Source organism: Bradyrhizobium sp. CCBAU 53415, assembly GCF_028128735.1.
Classification (GTDB): Bacteria; Pseudomonadota; Alphaproteobacteria; order Rhizobiales; family Xanthobacteraceae; genus Bradyrhizobium.
The window spans coordinates 337,395-358,048 of record NZ_LBJF01000023.1 but is presented as its reverse complement, the minus strand read 5'-3'; the positions used below and the strand labels follow the sequence as shown (position 1 = coordinate 358,048).

Here is a 20,654-nt window from a genome sequence, read left to right as displayed (position 1 = left end):
CATGCCCAATGCCATCACCCGTACGACTACCCTTGCCTTTCTCCTCAACCTCGCCATCGCCTCGTCGTGCGCCTTCGCGCAGTCCGGCAGCGCCGGCGGCTCGATCGGCAATGACGAGAAGTCGCTGTCGGGCTCGCGTTCGGACCGCTCGACCGAACCGGCTCCGTCCGCACGCCGGAGCAAGCCGGCCGACGAGTCGCGCTCGTCGTCCCGGCGAAGCGGAGGTGGACGTGGCGGCTTTGACGGCGCCTGGATCGTCACCAGCGTCGGCTGCGGCGGCTCTACGAGCGGCGCGGTCGTGGTCAGCTCGGGCAGAGTCATCGGCGAAGGCGTGACCGGAACCGTTAGCCAGAGCGGCTCGGTCAGCACACGCGGACAAGGCCAGGGCGTAACCTTCACCGGCGCGGGCCGCCTCTCCGGCCGCAGCGGGTCCGGGACGTGGCGTCGCTCCGACGGCTGCGGCGGAACCTGGACCTCAGCCAAGCAGTAAGGCGGAAAAAGGCCTGACATCGCCGCGGAACGAACGCGCCGCAGGCCCAATTCAAGCCACATCCTCTCCGGATTTGCGGCTCATTGCCACCCAACTCTTTGACGAGAAGGGGCTGGTTGAGAGTTGCGTCATGCGTAACCGGGAGACCAGGATGGGCAACCGCGCCGCAAAGTTGATTTCTACCGTCGTCGCCAGCATCGTTGCAGGCGCGCCATTGGCCGCGCTGTCGCAGAACGCGCCAACCGCATCGAGCACGGCCAACGCGGCCACCGAATGCCTTGCCGCGCCGAAGAGCGCCGCGCCGCAGGGGCAGCACTGGTACTATCGCCTCGACCGCACAACGAAGCGGAAATGCTGGTATCTGCGCGCCGCGGGCGACAAGGACAGCGCGAGGACCGCGCAAACCGCGCAGGCCGCCGGCGATACACCGGCGGCGGATGCGCCGGCGCCGCCGCAGCACGCGGTGCAGGACGCGCGCGCTGAATATCTGACGCCGCGGAGCGACGCCGCCCCCAAGACGCCGAACGCCCCTGCGCAAGCCGCCGCGACGCCGGTACAACAATCCGCCGACCAGGCCGCTGACGGCAACGCGCGGCAACCCGCCGACACCGCGCCCTGGCCCGATGTCTCCGCAGCGGCCGCTCCGCCAGCGCCGCCGCCGGCACCAACCGCTGTCGCGGCCGCCGCGCAGCCGGGCGCAAAGCCATCAAGATCCCCGTCCCCCGCTGCGGCAGACGGCACGGCCGACAAGACGACCGGCTCGCTCCAGATGCTGCTGCTCGTGATCGGCGGCGCGCTGGCGCTCGCCGGACTCCTCGCCAGCCTTGTCTACCGCTTCGCCGGCGCGCGCGTCCGCCTCCAGTCCGCCGACCGTCACGGACATTGGGACGATCGGGAGATGCAGAACCATGACGGAAGCCGTGCGCCCTGGCTCGATTCAACGCCGGCCGACGCCAGGCCGTTGCACCCCGTCGACTTCGATGCGGTACGTCCGCAGCCGACAACACAAGTGACCAAACTTGCCGCGATCGGCCGCGAGATCGACCTGATCGACGCGCGCAGGCAACGTGCCGCCGCGGCCGCAGATTCTGCCGAGATCAAGCGTGCCAAGGTCGAGACCAGGATGGTCGACAAGAAAATCGAGACCGTGCCCTCGGCGCCCGAGCTCGCCGCCAACGAGATCGGCGAGGACCGCCATGACGCACCGTCAGCTCGTGAAGCCGATGCCGTCGACGTCGACGTCATCACGACGATGCTGGAACAGCTGGCGAAGGAAGGGCCGCGCCTGTCGCGGCCTAGCCTTGAAGCTGACCTTGCAAACTTCGAACGAAGCCTACGAGGCCGATCCGCCGCTCGCGCTTGAGGCGTTCGGCCTTCAGGATCGACTGCACCTCGGCGAAGGCCTCGTCGACGTCGTGGTTGATCACGATGTAGTCGTACTCGGCCCAGTGGCTCATCTCGTGGCTGGCGCGGCTCATCCGCTTGCGGATCACCTCGTCGGAATCCTGCGCGCGTGAGTGCAGGCGCTTCTCGAGATCTCCGGCCGAGGGCGGCAGGATGAAGACGCTGACGACGTCGGCGCGGGCCTTCTCGCGCAGCTGCTGCGTACCCTGCCAGTCGATGTCGAACAGCACGTCCTGTCCGGACGAAAGCGCCGCTTCGACCGGCGCGCGCGGCGTGCCGTAGCTGTTGTCGAACACGGTTGCCCATTCCAGCAGCTCGTCGCCCCTCACCATGGCCTCGAACCTCGCCTTGTCGACGAACAGATAGTCGCGGCCGTCGACCTCGCCTGGACGCTTGGCGCGCGTGGTGGCGGAGACCGACATCCTGAGGCCCGGCATCCGCTCGATCAGGAGACGCGACAGCGTCGTCTTGCCCGCGCCCGAGGGCGAGGACAGCACGAACATCAATCCGCGCCGCTCGACACCGTCAGTTCCGTGACCGCCCGTCGTCATCGATCACTCCAGATTCTGGACCTGCTCGCGGAACTGCTCGACCACGTTCTTCATGGCGAGCCCCGTGTTGGTGAGCTCGATGTCGTTCGACTTCGAGCAGCAGGTGTTGACCTCGCGGTGAAACTCCTGCGCCAGAAAATCGAGCTTGCGCCCGATCGGGCCGCCCTTGCCGATCAGCTCGCGCGCCTGCGCGATGTGGGAGGCGATGCGGTCGAGTTCCTCGCGGATGTCGGCCTTGGTCGCGATCAGGATCGCTTCCTGCATCAGGCGATCGGAATCGAAACGGTCGGAGGTGTCGAGCAGAGTTGCGATCTGCTCGGTGAGCTTCGCCTTGATCGCCTCGGGCTTGCGGCCGGGCGCCGCTTCCGCCTTTCTCGCAAGCTGCTCGATCTCGTCGACCCGCTGGGTCAGGATCTGCCCGAGCGAGGTCCCCTCGCGCCTGCGCATCTCGACGAGGTCGGCGAGCGCCTTGTCGAAGGCTTCGGCCGCAGCGGCCCGCGCGGCCTTGTCCTCCTCCTCGTCGCCCTCGGGCTCGGCGACCTCGACCACGCCCTTGATGGCGAGCAGGCCGTCGACGCTCGGCGCCACCGCATCGACCTTGCCGGAGATCATTGCGGCGGCCTTCAGCACGGCGTTGAGCACGTCCTCGTTGACGCGGACCGTGGCGGCGGCGTTGGTGCGCTTGACGTTGAGATTGGCATAGACGGTGCCACGCGACAGCAGTTCGCCGGCGCGCTTCTTGGCATGGGTCTCGAGTTCGTCGAACCCCTGCGGCAGCCGCACCCTGAGGTCAAAGCCCTTGGCGTTGACCGACTTCAATTCCCATTCGAACGTGTACGGCCCGCTCGCGCCGTGGCTTCGGGCAAAGCCGGTCATGGACGACAGCGCCATCGGTTGAGATTCTCCAGGAACACGGGATTCGCGAGGCCATCAAGCCACGCGAATCTTAAGACTATTTTGCCGGAAAGTGGAATCCGCAATGTCCGCAGGCAAGGTCCGCGAGCCTAGCGCTGGACCACCGGCGGCGAGGACTGCACCGCGCCCTGCCGGGCCGGCGCGGGATTGGCGGGGCGCGCCGCCGGCGGCCTTTTCTGCTGACTGGGGCGCGCCGGTGTGGTCGCGGTCGGCGGATCGGCGGCAGCCGGCGCGCTGGCCGCCGGCGGCTGCGCATCCTCGACCGGCTCCACCGCGTCGTTCTGAATCTGCTTCTCCATCGCGCGGAGTTTCGCGACGTTCTTCTGGTGCGCGTCGTAGGTCTCGGTGAAGGCGTGCCCGCCGGTGCCGTCCGCGACGAAATAGAGGTCGCGGGTGCGGGCCGGGTTGGCGGCAGCTTCGAGCGAGGCGCGGCCCGGGTTGGAGATCGGCCCCGGCGGCAGGCCCTCGATCACATAGGTGTTGTAGGGCGAGGGCTGCGTGATCTCGCTGCGCTTGATGGGCCGGCCCAGCGTGCCCTTGCCACCGACGAGACCGTAGATGATCGTCGGATCAGACTGCAGCTTGATCCGCTGCTTCAGGCGATTGACGAACACCGCCGCGACGCGGCTGCGCTCGTCGGGCTTGCCGGTCTCCTTCTCGATGATGGAGGCCAGCGTCACGAGCTGCTCCGGCGTCTTCACCGGAATGTCCTGGCTGCGGCGCTCCCAGATCTCGGCCAGCACGCGCTTGTGCGCCTGCTGCATGCGCTGGATCACCTGCTCGCGCGTCGTGCCGCGCGGGAATTTGTAGGTCTCCGGCAGCAACGTGCCCTCGCGCGGCAGTTCGCGCACGCCGCCGGTGAAGATGTCGTTGTCGGACAGCCGCGCCACGATCTGCTCGGAAGTCAGGCCCTCGGGAATCGTGACCGCATGCTGCACCACCTTGCCCTCGACGATGGTGGCGATGACGTCGCGCAAGGAGGCGTGCTTCTGGAACGAATACTCACCCGGCTTGAGATCCGAGCTCGCCTTCAACGCGGCGACGCTGGCGATGAACACCCAGGGATTGACGTCGGTCACGCCTTCCCGGTTCAGGGTCTCGGCAATGTCGCGCTTGCCCGCGCGCTGCGGGATGTTGACGATCTTGTCGTCCTTGAGCGGTCCCGGCGCCTCGAGCGCCTGCCGGCCGTAATAATAGACGCCGCCGGCGCCAATCATGCTGATCAGCAGCAGGGTGATGATGGCGTTGCCGACGATCACCAGAGGACTGCGCGCGCGGTCCGATCGCTTGGGCGGCGGCGGAAGCTGCTCGGGCTCGAGCGCTGCCCGCGGACTCCGGGGTGAAATGGGCGGCCTTTCACTCATCGAAACAACCTGAATCCTGCCGGTTCAATCACGGCCCGACAATCGTTTGCCCTGCCAAAACGCGCGCGCCCACGTCCATGACTATCGCCGAATACGGCAAAACGGTGGATTCGCCTCAAACGCAAACTAATCGGCCAGGCGCCGGAAGATTACCGACGCATTGGTACCGCCAAAACCAAAGGAGTTCGACAATGCGACGTTGACCTCGCGCTTCTTCGCCTTGTGCGGCACGAGATCGATCGCAGTCTCGACCGACGGGTTGTCGAGATTGATCGTCGGCGGCACGACATTATCGCGAATCGCGAGAATCGCGAAGATCGCTTCGATCGCACCGGCCGCGCCGAGGAGATGGCCCGTCGACGACTTGGTCGAGGACATCGCAACCTTGGAGGCGGCATTGCCGAGCAGACGCTCGACCGCGCCGAGCTCGATCTCGTCGCCGAGCGGCGTCGAGGTGCCGTGCGCGTTGATGTAGTCGAGATCGGACGGCGTAAGGCCGGCGCGCTTCAGCGCCGCCAACATGCTGCGGAAACCGCCGTCGCCGTCGGGCGACGGCGAGGTGATGTGATAGGCATCGCCCGAAAGACCGTAGCCGATCACCTCGGCATAGATCCTGGCGCCGCGGCGCCTGGCATGATCGAGTTCTTCCAGGACCAGGACGCCGGCGCCCTCGCCCATCACGAAACCATCGCGGTCCTTGTCGTAGGGACGCGAGGCCTTCTCGGGTGTGTCGTTGAAACCGGTCGAGAGCGCGCGCGCGGCGTTGAAGCCGGCGATGCCGATGCGGCTGATCGGCGACTCGGCGCCGCCCGCGACCATCACGTCGGCGTCGCCGAGCGCGATCAGGCGGGCGGCATCCCCCACCGCGTGCGCGCCGGTCGAGCAGGCCGTGACCACCGCATGGTTCGGCCCCTTCAGCCCGTGCGCGATCGAGACGTAGCCGGAGGCGAGATTGATCAGGCGGCCCGGAATGAAGAACGGCGACACCCGGCGCGGTCCGCGCTCCTTCAAGAGGATCGCGGTGTCGGCGATGCCGTTGAGGCCGCCGATACCGGACCCGATCATGGTGCCGGTCGCGCACTTGTCTTCTTCCGTCTCGGGATGCCAGTTGGCGTCGTCGAGCGCCTGGCCGGCCGCGGCCATGCCGAAGATGATGAAGTCGTCGACCTTGCGCTGGTCCTTCGGCTCCATCCACTTGTCGGGATTGAAGCTGTCGTTCGACCCGTCGCCGCGCACGACCGTGCAGGCGATCTTGGTCTGAAGATCGGAGACATCGAAGCTCTCGATCCTGCGCGCACCGCTTTCGCCGTCAAGGATGCGTTTCCAGGTCGGCTCGACGCCACAGGCGAGTGGCGAGACCATGCCGAGACCCGTGACGACAACCCGCCTCATATCAGAAAACTCCGCATCGAAAGATTCACGGCCAATAACAAGAAACCGGCTGACCGCTGCGAAGCGGCCCGTCCGGTTTCAATGTTGTCCCCGCGAAAATGAAGAGCTTAGCTCTTCGCGTTCTTCTCGAGAAACTTCGTGGCGTCACCGACGGTGAGAATCGTTTCCGCGGCGTCGTCCGGAATCTCGCAACCGAATTCCTCTTCGAACGCCATCACCAGCTCGACGGTGTCCAGACTGTCGGCGCCGAGGTCGTCGATGAAGCTCGCGTTGTCGACAACCTTTTCGGGCTCAACACCAAGGTGTTCGACCACGATCTTCTTAACCCGCTCGCCAATGTCACTCATTGCTTAACCTCGTGTTGTTCCCTGTAGACCCGACCCCCCGGGACGATACGAGCCGTCGTGGTCGTTTGACTGCCTTCGCTTACGAACTTTGATTTGGCCCATCCTAACCGATGCAGGCCCCGGCGAACGACGGCCAAAGGCTCCGCATCGCCAATATACAGGGTTTCAAAAACCTGCAATGGCGTTCTTTGCCCATCCGTTGAAGGTCCGGTTATCATACTTCAATTGCCTTGACTACAAGCCTCATTTCGCTCCGGAAACGGCCGTTTGCCGCATCCCGCGCCGGCTTGACGGGCGGTGCAGCACGAGGCGTCAGATCATGGCCATACCGCCGTTGACGTGGATGGTCTGCCCGGTGACATAGGATGCTTCGGTCGAGCTCAGGTAGACGGCGGCCGCTGCGATGTCCTCGGGCGTCCCCAGTCGGGCGGCCGGAACCTTGCTCAGAATCGTCTCGCGCTGCTTGTCGTTGAGCGCATCCGTCATCGGCGTCTTGATGAAGCCCGGCGCGATGCAGTTCGCGGTGACGCCACGCTTGGCGTATTCGGCGCCCAACGTCTTGATCATGCCGATCAGGCCCGCCTTCGACGCAGTATAATTGCCCTGCCCCGGATTGCCGGTGACACCGACCACCGAGGTGATGGCGATGATGCGGCCGAAGCGCTTGCGCATCATCAGCTTGGTCGCGGCGCGCGCCAGGCGGAAGGTCGCGGTCAGATTGACGTTGATGACCTCGTCCCAGTCCTCGTCACGAAGTTGCACGAAGAGATTGTCGCGGGTGATGCCCGCGTTGGCGACGAGAATGTCGACCTGGCCCATCGCCGCTTCCGCAGCGGGCACCAGCGCCTCGACCTCGTCGGCCTTGGAGAGATTGCAGGGCAGCACATGCGCGCGCTCCCCGAGCTTGCCCGCAAGCTCGTCCAGCACGTCCTTCCGCGTCCCCGATATCGCGACGGTGGCGCCCTGCGCGTGCAGCGCCTGCGCGATCGCGCCGCCGATGCCTCCGGTCGCGCCGGTGACGAGCGCCTTTCGGCCAGTCAGATCGAACATTGATGACTCCTTCAGGCCTGCTTCGCAGCGGCCAATGCATCCCTGGCGGCGGCAATATCGTTCGGACCGCCGACCGCAACGCCGACGGCACCGTCGGCAATGCGCTTGACGAGACCCGTCAGCACCTTGCCGGCGCCGATCTCGAAGAAGCGGGTGACGCCCTGCCCGGCCATATAGGCGACCGACTCGCGCCAGCGCACCGTGCCGGTGACCTGCTCGACCAGGCGGCGGCGGATATCATCGGGATCGGTGATGGCGCTCGCCAGCACGTTCGACACCAGCGGCGCGGCCGGCGCCTTGATCGTGACCCTGGCCAGCGCGTCTGCCATGGCGTCCGCGGCCGGCTGCATCAGCTTGCAATGGAACGGCGCGGACACCGGCAGCAGCATCGCGCGCTTGGCGCCCTTGGCCTTGGCGATCTCGACGGCGCGATCGACCGCGGCCTTGTCGCCCGAGACCACCACCTGCCCGCCGCCGTTGTCGTTGGCGGCCTGGCAGACCTGGCCCTGCGCCGCCTCGCCAGCAACCTCCATGGCAGCTTCGTAGTCGAGACCGAGCAGCGCGGCCATCGCACCGGCGCCGACCGGGACGGCCTTTTGCATTGCGAGACCGCGCGTGCGAAGCAGACGGGCGGTATCCGAAACCGTCAGGCTGCCGGCCGCGGCCAGCGCCGAATATTCACCAAGCGAATGACCGGCGACGAAGGCCGCATCTCGTCCCACGGAAAAACCAGCCTCAGCCTCGAGCACGCGCAGGGTGGCGACAGATACCGCCATCAGCGCCGGCTGGGCGTTCTCGGTGAGCTGGAGGGTTTCGGCCGGGCCTTCCCAGATGACGGCCGTCAGCTTCTCGGAAAGCGCGGCATCGACCTCGTCGAACACGGCGCGCGCTACCGGAAAGGCGTCGGCCAGGGCCTTGCCCATGCCGACCGCCTGGGAACCCTGCCCAGGAAATGTGAATGCAGCCGTCATCGGCACTCCCCGCTTGTCGGGCATGATCCCTTGCGAGAACCGGCAGCCGATGACGCGCGGCCTCGGGCCATGGTTCTCGATCATGCTCCAAAGGGGGCCGTAGACACCGTCCGGGGCGGCACTGTCAAGCCGAGATGGGAGCGTCGACCAGCATTCAGCGGGCAATGCGCCCCCTCAAAACCCGCCGGCGGTCTGGTTGGCATCGACTTCCGCCCCGGCCTGCGCGCGGCGCGCACTGTTGACAAGTTGCCCCGGCCGATCCTCGCGGTTCGGCTTGGCTGTCGCCAGCCGCAGCACCGCCGCGTAGTTCGGCTGCACCTCCAGGCGGCCGGCGTACCGGCTCGCGTTCAGCAGGCGATGCACCTTCGGCAGATTGTAGCAGGGCACGTAGAACAAGAGATGATGCTCGAGGTGATAGTTCACGTAGTACGGCGCAATGAACAGGCGCTCGAGAAAATTGGCTTGCGTGGTGCGGGTGTTGCGCAGGGGATCGCTGCTATCGGGGACGACGGCATGCTCTGCAATGTTGCGAATGCGGGTGATGACCATCATCCAGGTCAACAGAGGCACCAGCCATAGCAACGGATAGGCCCACCACACGCCGGCCGCAGCGAGCGCCGCAAACATGATCGCGTTCACGACACATTGCGGGCCAAGCTTCTCCCGGAAATGCGCCGCACGCTGCCGCCACGGCCAGTCCCTTGGCCCAAGCGCGTTGAGCAATTGCGCCTTGCGCTGCTGGTAGCCGGTCTGTCCGGTGATGTCGCGAATGAACTTGCGGCGATAGCTCAGCCTGGTGATTGGAAACGGGGCCGACAGCACGAGATCGGGATCGTCCTCCTGCTGCGTACGCGCATGATGCTGCAGGTGATAGCGCCGGTAGCTGCGCGTCTCCGCAAACAGCGGATAGGCGCAGAACCACTGGCTCAGCGCCAGATTGGTCTTCTCGTCGGCGGACAGGCAGCCATGCGCACCGTCATGCATCAGAATCGCAAGGCCGAGTTGGCGCGAGCCGATGATGGCGACAGCGAGAACGTAGGTGACCGGATTGGGCCACCACGCGACCAGAGCGACGGCGGCAATGATCAGCGTCCAGGCATGCGCGATCAGCGCGACGCCTTTCCAGGTCACGCGCTGGCGCACGTCGGCAAGCTGGTCGTCGGTCAGGAAATCGCGGGCACGCAGGCGAAGCGCGGTCATGGCCTAACCCTCTCCATTCGAATTGCTGGACGCGCCGGCCTCCTCGACGAGACGCAGGCGTCCCGTGTCGCCGGTGGATTTCGCCTGCTCGCCCAGCACGCGCAGCATCTCGGCGCAGAGCTCCTCGGGCGAACGGCCCATGGCGTAGCCTTCGAGAATGACGCCGATGGCGACGGCCCAGAAGCGCCGCGAGCTTTCGTCGGGCGCGCGCAGGGAACGCCAACCGTGTCGCTCGACCTGGCTCGCATAGGCACGCGCGCCTTCGCCGTGCAGGCGCTCGATGGTACGCTCGACCAGCGGTGCGAGATCCTGGCGACGGCGCGTCAATGTCAGCGCTTCCGCGAAGAAGGCGACCGAATCGCTCGCCGTGACCGTCTCGGCCAGCGCGTGCGTGTATTCCCGGGGCGTGCGCACCTTCAGCGCCGCCTGCTCGGTGGCGCGCGCGAGGTACAAGAGATCGCGGCAGGCGCATTCGACGAACAGCGCCTCCTTGGTGCGGAAGTAATAGGTGATCTGGCTCGGGAATGCGTCCGCGGCGGCCGCGATGTCGGTGATCGCCGTGCCGGACAGCCCCCGCTCCCGAAATAGCGGGCTCGCAGCATCCAGGAGCAGCGACCGCATCTTGCGGCCGGCCGAGCGCGTCGCGCGCGCGGCGTGCTTGGGGTCGCCTGCCGCCTCAAGCGGCGCATCGGCCGACGTTTCCGCCATGGCTTCCTCTTCGTTAATTTATTTGTATGACATACAAACAAATAGATCAAGCAGAATGTGGTATAGGAGGACGGGGCGGCCTCGCCGCGACGGGAGGCCCCGGCTCAAAAAAGCCCCTCCAACCTTGCAAAGCCGGTCAAAATCCGTATAAGGCGCGCATCCGCAGACCCCGGCCGGGAGCTGAACGGACGGTCTCAGCAAATCATTCGTGATTTTGGTGTGGCAGGGCCAGTCGGCCCGTCGTCCCGTGTTTCCGCCTTCTGAGCTTGATCCCAGAGTCCTTTCCGAAGGCCTCTTAAGGGCTTGACGCCGGGCGATGCGCCAACACGAGGAAAGGACCACCATGGCTCTTTATGAGCATGTCTTTCTCGCGCGCCAGGACGCGAGCCCGCAGCAGGTCGAAGAGCTGACTGCGCAGATGACCGGTATCGTCGAAGGCCTCGGCGGCAAGGTCACCAAGACCGAGAACTGGGGCGTGCGCTCCCTCACCTACCGCATGAACAAGAACCGCAAGGCGCACTTCGTGCTGCTCAACATCGACGCGCCGTCCGCGGCGATCGCCGAGATCGAGCGCCAGGAGCGCATCAGCGAAGACGTGATCCGCTATCTCAGCGTCCGCGTCGAGGAGCTCGAGGAAGGCCCGTCCGCGATGATGCGCAAGGCCGACCGCGATCGCGAGCGTGACGATCGTGGCGGCGGCTTCCGCGGCGAGCGCGAAGGCGGCTTCCGCGGCGACCGCGAGGGCGGTTTCCGCGGCGAGCGCGGCCCGCGCCGTCCGCGTGAAGAAGCTGAAACCACGGATGGGGAGTAAGAATCATGGCTGAAGCTGGTGCACGTCGCCCGTTCTTCCGTCGTCGCAAGAGCTGCCCGTTCACGGGCGCCAATGCTCCCAAGATCGACTACAAGGACTCCAAGCTCCTGATGCGTTACGTCTCCGAGCGCGGCAAGATCGTGCCGAGCCGCATCACGGCGGTGTCCGCGAAGAAGCAGCGTGAGCTCGCCCGCGCCATCAAGCGCGCGCGCTTCCTGGGCCTGCTGCCCTACGTCATTCGCTGAGACAACCAATTGGACCGGCGGCCGTTGCGCCGCCGGTCGTAACTGATTTGAACTCATAAGGCTTCCGGGTCGTCCGGTCGCCGATGGTTGGGGCAAACGACGCCTCTAACCGCTCGAAGGGAGCGGGACAGCTGATGATGGCCTTTGCACTGATTGCCCTGATCGCCGGCGCCGCGTCGGCCCTGATGTTCGCCTCGATCATCTCGGGCGCGCTGATCTCGCTCGTCCTGTTCTATCTCGCACCGCTGCCGCTGATGGTCGCCGCGATCGGCTGGGGACCGCTTTGCGCAAGCCTTGGCGGCATTGCGGCCGCGATCGGCCTCGGCGCCCTGTTCGGCCTGCCCTACTGCATCGCTTTCGCCGTCACCGTCGCGTTGCCGGCCTGGTGGCTCGGCCATCTCGTCCTGCTCGGCCGGCAGGTGGGAGGTGTCGCGCCCAACGCCACCGCTGCCGAACCGCCGGCCGAGCCCGAGATCGAGTGGTACCCGGTCGGCCGCATCCTGCTCTGGATCGCAGGCTTCGCCACGCTGACCACGGTCGCCGCCCTGCTCACGCTCGGCACCGACGCCGAGACCATCACCGGCACGCTGCGGCGCGGCCTGATGCGCCTCCTCCGCGCCACCGACCCGCAGACCTCGGGCGAAGCCAGTCAGTTCGTCGACGCGCTGGTGCGCATCGCGCCAGCCGCCGCCACCATCATCGCGATGATGACGCTGACCCTCAATCTCTGGCTCAGCGCCAAGGTGACCGCGACGTCCGGTCGGCTGCGCCGTCCCTGGCCGGACCTGATGACGGCTGCGCTGCCGCCGATGACGCTGGTGGCGCTCTGCATCGCCCTCGCCTTCAGCTTCACCGGCGGGCTGCTCGCCATCGTCGCGCAGATCGCCACGGCCGCGCTCATGATGGCCTATGCGCTGACCGGTTTCGCCGTGCTGCATACGCTGACGCTCGCCCTTAGGAGCCGCACGTTCTGGCTCGGCTCGACCTATGTCGTCATCGTCGTGTTCGGATGGCCCGTGATCGCGATGGTGATCCTCGGCCTTGCCGATGCCGTGTTCGGCTTCCGCGAGCGCTTCCTGCGCAGCCGGCAGCCGCCGCCACTGCCAACCCCTTGAGTTAAACCCCGAAACCTACAGAGCACTTCAAAAGGAGAATGAATATGGAAGTCATTTTGCTGGAACGCGTCAACAAGCTCGGCCAGATGGGCGAAGTCGTGAAGGTTCGCGACGGCTACGCCCGCAATTTCCTGCTCAAGCGCGGCAAGGCGCTGCGCGCCACCGCCGACAACCGGGCCAGGTATGACGGCATGAAGGCCGAGCTCGAAGCCCGCAATCTCAAGGCCAAGGGCGAAGCGTCCAAGGTCGCCGAGAAGATCGAGGGCAAGAACATCATCGTGATCCGCCAGGCCTCCGAAGCCGGCCAGCTGTTCGGCTCGGTCACGGTACGCGACATCGTCGCCGCCTTCGAGACCGACGGCGTCCATCTCGACCGCCCGCAGGTGCAGCTCGACGCGCCGATCAAGACCATTGGCAAGCACACGGTCACCGTTGCCGTTCACCCCGAGGTCGAGGTCGAGATCACCGTCACGGTCGCGCGCAGCCAGGACGAGGCGGAGCGCATCAACCGCGGCGAGGACATCTCGACCCGCAACGAAGACCGCGATGCGGCAGCCGAGGCGATCGCCGCCGCCGGCGAGTTCTTCGATCCGGAAGCCGAGCACGACGAGGTCGAGCCGGCCCCGGCTGCGGAAGAGAAGTAAGCCGACAACACAACTCGTCATTCCGGGGCGGTCCGCAGGACCGAACCCGGAATCTCGAGATTCCGGGTCTGGCGCTCGCGCGCCATCCCGGAATGACGAAGGCCATCAAAAGTCCGGTTGCCTCAGGCGGCCGGGCTTTTCGTTTTCGCGGCGACGTCCTCGCTCAACATCGCGATCGAGGCCAGCGCCGTTGCCGTATGCTTCTCGACACCGTCGCTGACGCAGAACACGTCGGCCGCGACCACGGAGACCTGACGGCCCGGCTTGATCACCCGGGCACGGCAGATCAGCTTCTCGCCGACCGCGGGCGACAGCAGATTGAGCTTGTATTCAGCCGTCAGCGCCGGCTGGCCGCGCGAGGCGGCGGCGGCGATCGTCGTGGCGTTATCGACCAGGAAGGCGGTCACGCCGCCATGGAAGAAGCCGTGCTGCTGCAGCAGCTCCGGACGGCGCTCCACCGCGATGGTGCAGGTGCCGCGCGACAATTCGGACAGCTCGGCGCCCACGAGGTTCATAAAACCCTGCCGGCCGACATTGGCGTGGATGCGCTCGGCAATTGGCGCGAATTCCGGATCAGCTTCGGCCCGCATGCAGTCTCTCCCTATTGCTTGTTGACGTAATCGGGTGGCCTCAGCGCACGAATGGCGCAGGCGATCAGCGTATCGGCCTCAACGCGCGGATCGGCGCGGTCGCGCCCCGACAGGAAGGCGCGGCAGAAGATCTGCGCCGGACCGATCAGCTGGCTGACGAACATCGCCGGCGTCATCGGCAGAAGCTCGCCGCCTGCAACCAGCGGCGCGCGCCAGCGCTCGATGCCTTCGGCAAGCCGCGCATTCTGCGCGCGCTGGGCGGCGCGCACGTCCTCGCCCCATTCGCTGCGCGAGATCTCGAAGAGATAGCGCGCCTCGCGCCGGCTGGTCGCGACCCAGTCGAGATGCGCCCGGATCAGGCGATCGATGCCCTGCTCCGCGTCGGGGACGGGATCAAGCGCGGCCAGCACCGCGGCGTGATAGTGCCGCAAGACCTCCAGAAACAGCGCACCGGCGAGCTCCTTCTTCGAGCCGAAGACGTGAAAGAAGCTGCCATTGGAGGCGCGCGCCCGGGTGCGGATCGCGGCTACCGTCGCGGCTTCGAAGCCGACGCGGTCGAACACCATCAACCCGGCTGCCAACAGATCGTCTCGCACGCTCGCCGCCATCGACGCCTCCTAGAGTATCACTCTAGAGCAATACTCTAGATTTGGTCAATACGATAGGGAGGCCGCGGTGAGGCGGCCTCCCCATGTCGATGCGGAGAACGTAACGGATTTAACGCGAGATCGGCGGTGCCGGCGGACCGCCCGCTGGCGCCGCGGGCGGAGCGGCAGCGGTCGCGGGCGGTGCCGGCTCCTGCCGCGGCTTGGCCGCCGGTTCGGGGCTGGCCGCAGGCGCGGCCGGCCTGGAAACAGCCTCTTCCGCCGGCTTTGGCAACGCCGGCTCGGCGGGCTTTGCGGCCGCCGGTGCAGCCGGCGTTACCTGCGGGACCGGATCGGGTCGTAACGCCGGAGCTTCGCTGCCACGCGGCTCGACCTTCGCGCTATCAGGCTTGGTCTCAACCGGCTTCTCGGATGCCTTGTCGCTGTCGGGCTCTGCCTTGGCGCTGTCGGGCTTGACCGTCTCTGGCTTTGGCTCAGTCTTCTTGTCTTCGGTAGCGGGCGCTGCGGAATCGACCTTCGGCGCTTCCTCGGTCCCGGGTTTAGCGCGCCGCTTGCCTTTGCGCCCCTCGGGCGCTGCCTGTCCTTCCGGCCTCGCGCCCTCCTCGGCGGGCCGCGCAGCGCGCTTCTGGCGCGCGCCCTCGGCGGCGGCCGGCGTGGCCTCGCCCTCCGGCCTGCCGGCCTCTTGCGAGCGGTGGCGGCGGCCCTGATGCTCGGGCGACTGGCCCGGAGCGGTGCTCGCTTCCTTCTCCTTGGCGCCGTCCTTCTTGCCGTCCTTGGCCTGGTAGCGGGTGTCGGTGGCACCGTTGGAGACGAGGTAGGAGGCGAGGACGCCCGCCATGTCCGAGCTCGTGGTGTAGTGCTGACGCAGGAATCCCGGCAGCGAACCCGGCGCCACGGACTTCAACAGTCCGCGCGGGCTCTTGTGGCAGGCATTGCAGGTCTGCGCGAAAAGCTGGGACGGGGTCTTGCCGGCCTCGAGGTTCGTCGCCTGCGCAAGAACGGTATCGGCCGTGCCGAAGCCGATCAGAAGCAATACCGTCGCGAGGCTGAGCGCTCGGCTCGACATTCCCATCATCTCCATTGAATTCCGCGAATGCGCCGGCTTCCGGCGCGGCGGCGGTCACCTTTTAACCGATTGAGCCGCGAATGGAAGCAGGCTCCACGCTCAAGGATGTGATTAAGCGATTTTCGAATATCGGCATTGAATGTAACGCCATAGCGCGACTGGAACCGCCTCGCTAGATTTTCGATGCAAACGCATAGGAACCGCTGCGGCGCCTGGGCGTCAGATGTGAAGGCCGGGTTAGTCGCATCCTTCGGGTTCGCTCGAGAGGAAATGTCGATGGACCGTTTGTTGCGTAGATTCCTGACTCAATTCATCCGCCGCGGGTCGATGACGGTGACCGGCGCGAGCGGATCGAGGTTTACCGTCGGCGATGGCTCTGGCGAGCCGGTTGCGGTGCGCTTCGTCACCGCGGACGCGGAGCGAAAGATCCTCATCAATCCCGAACTCGGGCTTGGCGAGGCCTATATGGACGGCGAGTTCGTGGTCGAGCGCGGCACCATAGCCGATGCCCTCGCGATCCTGCTCGATCAACCCGACCTGTTGCCGCAGTGGGCAAAGCCGTGGTGGCACCTGCGCTACCTGACGCGGCACCTGAAGCAGTTCAATCCCCGCACCCGCTCCCGCCACAACGTCGCCCATCACTACGATCTCGACGGCCGGCTCTATTCGCTCTTCCTCGATGCCGACAAGCAATATAGCTGCGCCTATTTCGAAACGCCCGAGATGCCGCTCGACGACGCGCAGCTTGCCAAGAAACGGCACATTGCGGCGAAGCTCCTCATCAAGGACGGCCAGCGCGTGCTCGACATCGGCTCCGGCTGGGGCGGCCTCGGGCTCTATCTCGCCGAGATCGCGGGCGCCGATGTCACCGGAGTCACGCTGTCGACCGAGCAGTTGCAGGTCGCCAACGCGCGCGCCGCCGAAAAAGGCCTGACGGGCTCGGCCAGATTCCTGCTCCAGGATTATCGCGACATCGACGGTACGTTCGACCGCATCGTCTCGGTCGGCATGTTCGAACATGTCGGGGCCAGATTCTACGACGCCTACTTCCAACGCTGCGCCGAATTGCTGAGCGAGGACGGCGTCATGCTGCTGCACGCGATCGGCCGCTCGCAGGGCCCGGACTCGACCAATCCCTGGATCGCCAAATACATCTTCCCCGGCGGCTACATCCCCGCCGTCTCGGAGGTGCTGCCGGCAATCGAGCGCGCGGGCCTCCTGGTCTGCGACATCGAGATTCTGCGCCTGCACTACGCCGAGACGCTGAAGGCCTGGCGAGAGCGCTTCATGGCGCGGCGCGAGGAGGCCGTGCAGCTCTACGACGAGCGCTTCGCCCTGATGTGGGAATTCTATCTGGCGGCCTGCGAGATGACGTTCCGCAAGCAAGCCATGATGAACTTCCAAATCCAGCTTACCCGTTGCCAGGGCGTGGTGCCGATGACCCGCGACTACATCCCGCGGGAGGAAGCCCGGCTGCGGGCTCGTGAAGGCGCGACCAAGCCCTGGCTCAAGCTGGCTGGTGAATAGGTCCAGGTCCCTGGTCAACGGTCCTAACGCAGGGTCGACATCCGGGAGGTCCGGAAAGAAGCCGTTAACGCCAGTTGCGCCCGCAATTGCAGCAGGATCTCGGGCGCGACCGGCTGGCGACGCACGTCAGCCCGTTCAGCGTGCTGCATGGCCGCGATCAACCCGGACAGCCAAAGCCGGCTGCCTGCCTCGCTTCGCCAGTTCTGGTGCTGCCGTTCTGGCCGCATCGCTCGCCTCGTCCCTGTCGGCGGGGAAATGGGACAATCTCCGGCCCGCCTTCCTGTTCCGGCATAACCCCCGAAAGAATCCGGGGAGATGTGATCTGCTTCACATAACCCCGGTCGGGCCTGTCCTAGACCGTCGCCATGAGCAAAAAGCCTCAAACCTCATTCGACGTGCAGGACGACCTCCGCACCGACTATGCCCTGATCGTCACCGGCGTCGGGGCCGCCCTGGTTGCGTTGGTCTACCTCCTGCTGGTCTGAATCCGAGCCGAAGGCGGCCAGCGTGCGTCATTTCGCGCGCTCTCAATACGTCTGCGCGCAAGTCAACGGGGTTCATCGGTTTCGGGATTTTTCCATGGTGCGACCGCGGCCGCTTCTGGGACGACCGAGTTCCGCGAAAATCCGTCAAGCGCGGCGCGTGCTGCGACCGCCAATCATCCACCATTTTAACTGAGCGGTTGATAGCGGTCAGCTTTTGCTTCCGCTTTGGACCGAGGCGGCGCTTTATCCCGGCCCCGCATCCGCCCAGGAAAATTGCTAAGCACGTCCGACCATGGCCCCGACTGATTCGAACGTTCTCAAACTCGCGCCCGACGCCGGAACTCCCGCCTATCGGAGCGCGCCGCATAATATCGAGGCAGAACAGAGCCTTCTGGGCGCGATCCTGGTCAACAACGACGCCTTCTACCGCGTCTCCGATTTCCTGGAGGCGAAGCATTTCTTCGAGCCGTTGCACCAGACCATCTTCGAGACCGCCGGCAGCCTGATCCGGATGGGCAAGATCGCGACGCCCGTCACGCTGAAGACCTTCCTGCCCGCCGATACAGATGTCGGCGGCATGACCATCGGACAATATCTGGCGCGGCTCGCCGCCGAGGCCACCACCATCATCAACGCCCAGGACTATGGCCGCACCATCTACGACCTGTCATTGCGGCGCGACCTGATCGGCATCGGCGAGGACATGGTCAACGTCGCCTATGACGCACCGGTCGACTTCCAGCCGCGGGCGCAGATCGAGGACGCCGAACGCAAGCTTTACGAACTCGCCGAATCCGGCCGCTATGACGGCGGCTTCCAGAAGTTCTCGCAGGCGCTGACGGTCGCGGTCGATCTCGCCGCAAAAGCGTTCCAGCGCGACGGAAAGCTGTCGGGCATCTCGACGGGCCTGCGCGACCTCGACACCAAGATGGGCGGCCTGCAGCACTCCGACCTCATCATCGTCGCGGGACGCCCCGGCATGGGCAAGACGTCGCTGGCGACCAACATCGCCTACAACGTCGCGCAGGCCTATGTCGGTGAGCTCCAGGCCGACGGCACCATGAAGGCCGCCAATGGCGGCGTGATCGGCTTCTTCTCCTGCGAAATGTCGGCCGACCAGCTCGCCACGCGTATCGTGGCCGAGCGCACCGGCATCCCCTCCTCCCACATCCGGCGCGGTGGCATCTCGGAGGCCGACTTCGAGAAGATCCGGCAGGTCTCGATCGAGCTGCAGTCGCTGCCCTTCTATGTCGATGCCACCGGCGGCCTGTCGATCGCGCAGCTGATGGCGCGCGCGCGCCGGCTCAAGCGCCAGAAGGGCCTCGACCTGCTCGTGATCGACTACATCCAGCTCCTGTCTGGCTCGGGCAAGCGCGCGAGCGACAGCCGCGTGCAGGAAATCACGGAGATCACGACCAGCCTGAAGGCGCTGGCCAAGGAGCTCAACGTCCCCGTCATCGCGCTGTCGCAGCTCTCGCGCCAGGTGGAATCGCGCGACGACAAGCGCCCGCAGCTCTCGGACTTGCGCGAATCCGGTTCGATCGAGCAGGACGCCGACGTGGTGCTGTTCGTGTTCCGCGAGGAATATTACCTCGCCATGAAAGAGCCGCGTCCCGGCACCGAGGAGCACGCCAAATGGCAGGCCGACATGGAGCGCACGGTCGGGCGCGCCGAAGTCATCATCGGCAAGCAGCGCCACGGTCCGACCGGCACGGTCGAGCTGCACTTCGACGCCTCGGTCACGCGCTTCGGCGACCTCGCGCATGACGGCCAGCTGCCGGAACGCAGCGACTACTAGGTCCTCACCGAGTTCCGCGGGTTGAACCGCGCTTGTCTCTTGCGTAAAACGGCGCCATGACAATGGCGTCCGACCCGAAAACGATCCCGCAATCCGGCCTACTCTCCGCGGAGGCCAATCAGGCTGCCGCGCTCGCGGCCTATGGCGGCGTGCTGACCGTCGACCTCGACGCGATCATCGCCAATTGGCGCAAGCTCGAGAAGACGGCGGTGCCGGCCGAATGCTCGGCGGTGATCAAGGCCGACGCCTATGGCTGCGGTGCCGAGCAGGTCGCCCGTGCGCTGAGCAAGGCCGGCTGCAAGACCTTTTTCGTTGCCACCATCGAGGAAGCGCGCAAGGTGCGCGCGGCCGTTCCGGAGCCCACGATCTACGTCCTCGGCGGCTATTTCCAGAACACCGGCGAGCACTACGCCAGGATCAATTGTCGTCCGGTGATCGGCGATCTCAACGAGCTCGCCGAATGGGACGTGTTCTGCCGCCGCAGCGGCTGGACCGGAGGCGCGGCCATTCACATCGATACCGGCATGAACCGGCTCGGCCTGACGTTATCGGACGCGCAGGCCATCATTCCCCGCATCAACGCCGGCGATCACGGCATCACGCTGGTGATGAGCCATCTGGTCTCGGCCGAGCAGCTCAACAGCCCGGTCAATGCAAGACAGCTCGCAGCCTTCCGCGGCATTGCCAGTGAGTTCTCAGGCGTCCCGGCGGCCCTCGCCAATTCCTCCGGCATCTTCCTCGGCGCGCCCTTTCAGTTCGACCTGGTGCGGCCGGGGGCTGCGCTCTACGGCGTCAACCCGACCCCGGAGGCCGACAATCCGATGCAGCAGGTGGTCGACCTCAAGGCGCGCATCGTGCAGATCCGCACCATCGAGCGCGGCGAGACCGTCGGATATGGCGGCACCTGGACCGCGCGGCGGCCGACCAAGCTTGCGATCATCGCGGTCGGCTATGCCGACGGCTATTTCCGCGCCGCCAGCTCCAACGACGGCACCCGCGGCGCCGAAATCATCGTGGCCGGCAAGCGCTGCCCGATCGCTGGCCGCATCTCGATGGACCTGATCGCGATCGACATCACCGACCTGCCGCCGAACGCGGCGCGGCGGGGCCACATGGTGACACTGCTCGGCGACGGAATCACCGTCGACGAACTCGCGCACCATTTCGGCACGATCGGCTACGAGGTGCTGACCAGCCTCGGCCACCGCTATGCCCGAGTCTACAAGGGCGGCAATGTCGAGGAGCCGCTGGCAAAGCCGGCCACCGAACAACCTCCTTCGCCGTCCCCGGTCGAGCAGCCGGCGAGCCCGCCGCCGCTGCCGAGCTAGTCGCGATCCCGATAGAGACTCTCGTGCCCCGAACGCAGCGCAGCTTCG

At 66.1% G+C, this 20,654-nt stretch carries 22 protein-coding genes; 9 read left to right on the top strand and 13 right to left on the bottom strand.

Annotated elements, in window-relative coordinates:
- Window position 1: 1 nt before the first annotated feature.
- The gene (locus XH87_RS17555) at window positions 2-490 is read left to right on the top strand and encodes a hypothetical protein (RefSeq protein ID WP_271588240.1); all 489 of its coding nucleotides are present in this window, start codon (window positions 2-4) and stop codon (window positions 488-490) included.
- 151 nt (window positions 491-641) lie between these two features.
- Window positions 642-1,853 (top strand): hypothetical protein, encoded by a 1,212-nt coding sequence (locus tag XH87_RS17550; protein ID WP_271588239.1) that lies wholly within the window; start codon window positions 642-644, stop codon window positions 1,851-1,853.
- Here XH87_RS17550 and gmk read toward each other — a convergent pair.
- The 9 genes from gmk to XH87_RS17505 form a co-directional block, all read right to left on the bottom strand.
- Complete coding sequence (gene gmk, locus XH87_RS17545) at window positions 1,786-2,445, bottom strand: guanylate kinase (RefSeq protein ID WP_271588238.1); 660 nt, start codon at window positions 2,443-2,445, stop codon at window positions 1,786-1,788. The two genes, XH87_RS17550 and gmk, sit on opposite strands and share 68 nt — an antisense overlap.
- A 3-nt stretch (window positions 2,446-2,448) precedes the next feature.
- Window positions 2,449-3,336, bottom strand: a complete 888-nt coding sequence (locus tag XH87_RS17540) for a YicC/YloC family endoribonuclease (protein ID WP_271588237.1) — start codon at window positions 3,334-3,336, stop codon at window positions 2,449-2,451.
- Between the two features lie 113 nt (window positions 3,337-3,449).
- Complete coding sequence (mltG, locus tag XH87_RS17535; RefSeq protein WP_271588236.1) at window positions 3,450-4,724, bottom strand: endolytic transglycosylase MltG; 1,275 nt, start codon at window positions 4,722-4,724, stop codon at window positions 3,450-3,452.
- Between the two features lie 126 nt (window positions 4,725-4,850).
- Window positions 4,851-6,116 (bottom strand): beta-ketoacyl-ACP synthase II, encoded by a 1,266-nt coding sequence (gene fabF, locus XH87_RS17530; RefSeq protein WP_271588235.1) that lies wholly within the window; start codon window positions 6,114-6,116, stop codon window positions 4,851-4,853.
- 107 nt (window positions 6,117-6,223) lie between these two features.
- Window positions 6,224-6,463, bottom strand: coding sequence for an acyl carrier protein (locus XH87_RS17525; RefSeq protein ID WP_008551805.1), 240 nt, complete (start codon window positions 6,461-6,463; stop codon window positions 6,224-6,226).
- Between the two features lie 312 nt (window positions 6,464-6,775).
- On the bottom strand, window positions 6,776-7,513 hold the full coding sequence (gene fabG / locus XH87_RS17520) for a 3-oxoacyl-[acyl-carrier-protein] reductase (protein WP_271588234.1): 738 nt from the start codon (window positions 7,511-7,513) through the stop codon (window positions 6,776-6,778).
- An 11-nt stretch (window positions 7,514-7,524) separates the two neighbouring features.
- The gene (fabD, locus tag XH87_RS17515) at window positions 7,525-8,484 is read right to left on the bottom strand and encodes an ACP S-malonyltransferase (RefSeq protein ID WP_271588233.1); all 960 of its coding nucleotides are present in this window, start codon (window positions 8,482-8,484) and stop codon (window positions 7,525-7,527) included.
- A gap of 174 nt (window positions 8,485-8,658) precedes the next feature.
- Complete coding sequence (locus XH87_RS17510) at window positions 8,659-9,684, bottom strand: fatty acid desaturase family protein (protein ID WP_271588232.1); 1,026 nt, start codon at window positions 9,682-9,684, stop codon at window positions 8,659-8,661.
- A gap of 3 nt (window positions 9,685-9,687) precedes the next feature.
- Window positions 9,688-10,392: a TetR/AcrR family transcriptional regulator C-terminal domain-containing protein gene (locus tag XH87_RS17505; protein WP_271588231.1), complete on the bottom strand. Its 705-nt coding sequence runs from the start codon at window positions 10,390-10,392 to the stop codon at window positions 9,688-9,690.
- Between the two features lie 343 nt (window positions 10,393-10,735).
- Between XH87_RS17505 and rpsF the strand changes: the two genes are divergently transcribed.
- From rpsF to rplI, 4 genes are all read left to right on the top strand, one after another.
- Window positions 10,736-11,203 carry a 30S ribosomal protein S6 gene (rpsF, locus tag XH87_RS17500; protein ID WP_271588230.1) on the top strand — a complete coding sequence of 156 codons (468 nt, stop codon included), beginning with the start codon at window positions 10,736-10,738 and terminating at the stop codon, window positions 11,201-11,203.
- A 5-nt stretch (window positions 11,204-11,208) separates the two neighbouring features.
- Entirely contained in the window at window positions 11,209-11,448 is a 240-nt protein-coding gene (gene rpsR / locus XH87_RS17495; RefSeq protein ID WP_007592020.1) for a 30S ribosomal protein S18, read from the top strand.
- A gap of 134 nt (window positions 11,449-11,582) precedes the next feature.
- Entirely contained in the window at window positions 11,583-12,563 is a 981-nt protein-coding gene (locus tag XH87_RS17490; RefSeq protein ID WP_271588229.1) for a DUF2232 domain-containing protein, read from the top strand.
- 44 nt (window positions 12,564-12,607) lie between these two features.
- Window positions 12,608-13,207 carry a 50S ribosomal protein L9 gene (gene rplI, locus XH87_RS17485; RefSeq protein WP_035705895.1) on the top strand — a complete coding sequence of 200 codons (600 nt, stop codon included), beginning with the start codon at window positions 12,608-12,610 and terminating at the stop codon, window positions 13,205-13,207.
- Window positions 13,208-13,329: 122 nt separating this feature from the next.
- On the opposite strand, the gene XH87_RS17480 is transcribed toward rplI, so the two are convergent.
- The 3 genes from XH87_RS17480 to XH87_RS17470 all read right to left on the bottom strand — a co-directional run bounded on the left by XH87_RS17480 (window position 13,330) and on the right by XH87_RS17470 (window position 15,468).
- Window positions 13,330-13,797, bottom strand: coding sequence for a PaaI family thioesterase (locus XH87_RS17480; RefSeq protein WP_271588228.1), 468 nt, complete (start codon window positions 13,795-13,797; stop codon window positions 13,330-13,332).
- A gap of 11 nt (window positions 13,798-13,808) precedes the next feature.
- Window positions 13,809-14,405 carry a TetR/AcrR family transcriptional regulator gene (locus tag XH87_RS17475; protein WP_271588227.1) on the bottom strand — a complete coding sequence of 199 codons (597 nt, stop codon included), beginning with the start codon at window positions 14,403-14,405 and terminating at the stop codon, window positions 13,809-13,811.
- 109 nt (window positions 14,406-14,514) lie between these two features.
- Window positions 14,515-15,468 (bottom strand): hypothetical protein, encoded by a 954-nt coding sequence (locus XH87_RS17470; RefSeq protein WP_271588226.1) that lies wholly within the window; start codon window positions 15,466-15,468, stop codon window positions 14,515-14,517.
- Window positions 15,469-15,744: 276 nt separating this feature from the next.
- On the opposite strand from XH87_RS17470, the gene XH87_RS17465 reads away from it, so the two are divergent.
- Window positions 15,745-16,995, top strand: coding sequence for an SAM-dependent methyltransferase (locus XH87_RS17465; protein WP_271588225.1), 1,251 nt, complete (start codon window positions 15,745-15,747; stop codon window positions 16,993-16,995).
- Between the two features lie 23 nt (window positions 16,996-17,018).
- Here XH87_RS17465 and XH87_RS17460 read toward each other — a convergent pair whose 3' ends face one another.
- Complete coding sequence (locus XH87_RS17460) at window positions 17,019-17,222, bottom strand: transcriptional regulator (RefSeq protein ID WP_271588224.1); 204 nt, start codon at window positions 17,220-17,222, stop codon at window positions 17,019-17,021.
- A gap of 550 nt (window positions 17,223-17,772) precedes the next feature.
- Here XH87_RS17460 and XH87_RS17455 point away from each other — a divergent pair.
- A complete protein-coding gene (locus XH87_RS17455; RefSeq protein ID WP_271588223.1) occupies window positions 17,773-19,278 on the top strand; it encodes a replicative DNA helicase in 1,506 nt (501 codons plus the stop codon).
- A 62-nt stretch (window positions 19,279-19,340) separates the two neighbouring features.
- Window positions 19,341-20,606 carry an alanine racemase gene (gene alr / locus XH87_RS17450; protein WP_199763163.1) on the top strand — a complete coding sequence of 422 codons (1,266 nt, stop codon included), beginning with the start codon at window positions 19,341-19,343 and terminating at the stop codon, window positions 20,604-20,606.
- The last annotated feature ends 48 nt before the right edge of the window (window positions 20,607-20,654 follow it).